The organism is Geoglobus sp. (genome assembly GCF_054018175.1).
The window spans coordinates 1-3093 of record NZ_JBPLZQ010000040.1 but is presented as its reverse complement, the minus strand read 5'-3'; the positions used below and the strand labels follow the sequence as shown (position 1 = coordinate 3093).

Genomic DNA, 3093 nt, shown 5'->3' with positions numbered 1-3093 from the left:
AATTGTATCTCCTGCGGTTTCATTAGTTACTATTATTCTTAAATCGTTCACAGGGATAGATTCACCACCCCTATGTTCAATATATATCGTTTCAGTAGATCCATTTACAGCCTTTACCACAACAAGCTGCGCTTGTGGTGCACTCTTTGGCGCCTTGCTCCCCAGCCCGAAGACGAAGCTCGCAATCACTGCCGCCAGTATAACGGTTATGGCCACCATCAGAATTACGCCGATAACCGGCGATACACCTTTCTCGTCCCTAAACCATTTCATTCGCATCACCTCTCTGACAAGGTTTAATTGTCACTAAGGCCTATTTAAACTTTTTCCATTATCATCATAATCGGGGATCTGATGATGGGGTTTGTCGTGATGTAGCTGTTTTGACAAATTGTCTGGTTGAGTTGCGAGAAATTACGATGGCAGTGATAAGTTAAGCAAGGGGCAAATTGCCAAGGTTGCTGACTGATTGAAGGGTTGTGGACTTCTCAGCTCCCAGCAGCATCTCCTTTCGATCGCCAGTGCAGAACCTTCATAACCTCTCAAAACGAGTGGGAAATGCGGGAAAATGCTGGTAGCAAAAATTGACGAGAAAGTCTGATAGATGTAAGGGAACATATAGAAGCGATTGCTAAAATTCTCCGAACTTCCATTCGAACGAATGTACGATTTGATAAGCTGAGTAAAGCTTCCAGTGAACAGAAACTGCTATAATGGATCTTAGAAAGAATTAATATACTCTCAGGGCACATATTTACTTTATGCCAATTGAAATAAACCCCGAAATCTCCGGGGGAAAGCCTGTAATAAAGGGAACACGCATAACAGTGGAATTCATTCTCGAGTTACTCGCCAATGGGTGGAGCTATGAGGACATTCTGGAGAATTATCCCCAGCTCACGAAAGAAGACATTCTCGATGCAATAGACTATGCGGCCAGTGTTTTGAAAGAAGAAAGAGTGTATCTCCCGCCGAAAAAGTATGAAGTTCATAGCTGACGAGAACATCCCGCTCAGAGTAGTGGAAAAGCTCAGAAAAGATGGAATAAATATAGAATCGGTTATCCGTACAAAGCCGGGAATGATGGATAGGGAAATCGTGGAACTGTCCCGCAATAAGAAAGCAATTATAATTACATTCGACAAGGATTTCGGAGAGTTGATCTTCAAAAACTTCCTGAAACCTCATGGGTTAATCCTCCTGAGAATCAGGCCAAAATCCGTGGGATATATCTATTCCTTTCTGAAATGGTTGCTGACGGAGTCAAAAATAGAGTTTGAAGGCAGACTTGTGGTTGCAAAAGAGGATAAAATAAGGGAGATCCGCATGGGGCAGCCATGAATAACTTTTGAGATAATGTATCCATGCTGATGACGAAATCGGAAAGGCTGGTTTGATAGAAGTATGGGATATTTCAAAAGCAATTGGCAGGATTCTCTGAGCGTGGATGTCTCATTCTAACCAATTTTACTGAAGGCTACGGGACTGTTAAAATAACACCCCCTAGAATGGGTGGCGTCACAGAGCTCTCCAGCCAGCTTTGAACAGACTCAAACGAACTCATGAGAGGAAATCTGTTCCAGAATTTCTTTATCTTTCTCATCCACAACGATTTCTGTCTTATTTTCCCGTACCTCAACACCTCTTTAAGGAAAACGCAGGCTTCAAACCCATCTCCCCAGAAGACACCACAAACAGACATTCTGTTCTTGACAGTACCTCTACAACACATCGATTTAGCCTGCCTAAAGAACTGTCATGGAAAAATAAGAATAATGTTTTAAACCTCGTCCCAGACGTTCTGGTGATGCTGCCCGACGTTCAGCTCTCGAAGCCCGACGTGGAGATAGGCCTCAGCAGGGTCGGGGCCAAAGGCATAAGAAAGCTCGTGCAGGTGAAGAGAGACGGTAAAAGGCCGGTCATACTCATATCGACCTTCCACGTTTTCGTTGACCTCCCCTCCACAAGAAAGGGCGTGAACCTCAGCAGGAACTTCGAGGCGGTTGACGAGGTGATAGAGAACCTCACCCAGAACCCGGTGAGCAACATAGAGGACCTGAACATCAGGATAGTGGACGAGCTTCTCGAGAGGCACGAGTACGCGACGAAGGCCGAGGTGGTGATGGAGGCAGAATACATACTGAAGAAGAGAACACCGTACTCCAAGCAGAAAACTCAGGAGGTCGTGAGGATCTACAGCGAGGCAGAGAAGGCGAGGAGCGGTGAGCAGAAGATCTTCGTTGGTGCGGAGGTTTACGGCATAACCGTCTGTCCATGCGCTCAGGAGCTCATAAGGGCGTACTCGGCAGAACAGCTTGAAAAAGCTGGATTCACTGCAGATCAGATTTCCGAGATCATGCGATTAATTCCATTCGCATCCCACAACCAGCGCGGCAGGGGGTTCGTGAAGGTTGAGGTGAGGGACGACTTCAAGCCGAGAATCGAGGACATAATAGACATAGCGAAGGCGGGAATGAGCTACGAGATCTACGAGATTCTGAAAAGGGGTGACGAGCTCGAAGTGGTAAAGAACGCTCACTTCAACCCCCGCTTTGTGGAGGATGCCGTCAGGCTCATGGCAAAGTCGGCTGTGGAGAAGTTTTCAGGCGCTCCCGGCGACGTGCTCATCTACTTCAGACAGGTGAACGAGGAGAGCATCCACCAGCACGACGTCGTGGCCGAAAGGATTGCGACGCTGGGAGAGCTCAGGAATGAAATCAACGGCAGTCCTTAGTCCGATCCTCATCATTCTCGTTCTTCTACATGTTGCAGGCGGATGCCAGATTCTCGAGGTTCTGCCAGATCCCTACGTAGATGACGGCCGCGAGTATTTGAAGGTGCTCTGCTAGACGAACTGCACGCTGAGCGATGGAGAGAGCGAGTTCTCCTTTGGTCCGGGCGTTCATTATGTCGCAAGAAGCTCTGCAGAATTCGCCAGGTACTACGGCTTCCGTCCTGATGCGGAGGGCATCAGGCTCTCGAACGGTGGAGAGGAGGTAATGCTGACGTGCGAAAACCGAACTGATATCTTCGACTACAGCTTCTTCACCGACGACGGACTCATCTACTACAGAAAGGACGGAAAATGGGACT

General features: G+C 47.5%; 4 protein-coding genes. 3 read left to right on the top strand and 1 reads right to left on the bottom strand.

Annotation, left to right across the window (positions count from 1 at the left end):
• Positions 1-273, bottom strand: a 273-nt coding sequence (locus tag ACXJJC_RS03235) for a type IV pilin domain-containing protein (protein ID WP_456369392.1), incomplete at its 3' end; no start/stop codon positions are given.
• Positions 274-761: 488 nt separating this feature from the next.
• Between ACXJJC_RS03235 and ACXJJC_RS03230 the strand changes: the two genes are divergently transcribed.
• The 3 genes from ACXJJC_RS03230 (at position 762) to mptA (ending at position 2734) form a co-directional block, all read left to right on the top strand.
• The gene (locus ACXJJC_RS03230) at positions 762-998 is read left to right on the top strand and encodes a DUF433 domain-containing protein (protein ID WP_456369391.1); all 237 of its coding nucleotides are present in this window, start codon (positions 762-764) and stop codon (positions 996-998) included.
• A complete protein-coding gene (locus tag ACXJJC_RS03225) occupies positions 982-1341 on the top strand; it encodes a DUF5615 family PIN-like protein (RefSeq protein WP_456369390.1) in 360 nt (119 codons plus the stop codon). The genes ACXJJC_RS03230 and ACXJJC_RS03225 overlap by 17 nt, the downstream gene beginning before the upstream one ends.
• 466 nt (positions 1342-1807) lie before the next feature.
• Positions 1808-2734, top strand: a complete 927-nt coding sequence (gene mptA / locus ACXJJC_RS03220; protein ID WP_456369389.1) for a GTP cyclohydrolase MptA — start codon at positions 1808-1810, stop codon at positions 2732-2734.
• Positions 2735-3093: the final 359 nt, after the last annotated feature.

Coding starts and splice junctions, on each gene's coding strand:
- ACXJJC_RS03230 (WP_456369391.1), top strand. CDS start 762: ATGCCAATTGAAATAAACCCCGAAATCTCCGGGGGAAAGCCTGTAATA.
- ACXJJC_RS03225 (WP_456369390.1), top strand. CDS start 982: ATGAAGTTCATAGCTGACGAGAACATCCCGCTCAGAGTAGTGGAAAAG.
- mptA (WP_456369389.1), top strand. CDS start 1,808: ATGCTGCCCGACGTTCAGCTCTCGAAGCCCGACGTGGAGATAGGCCTC.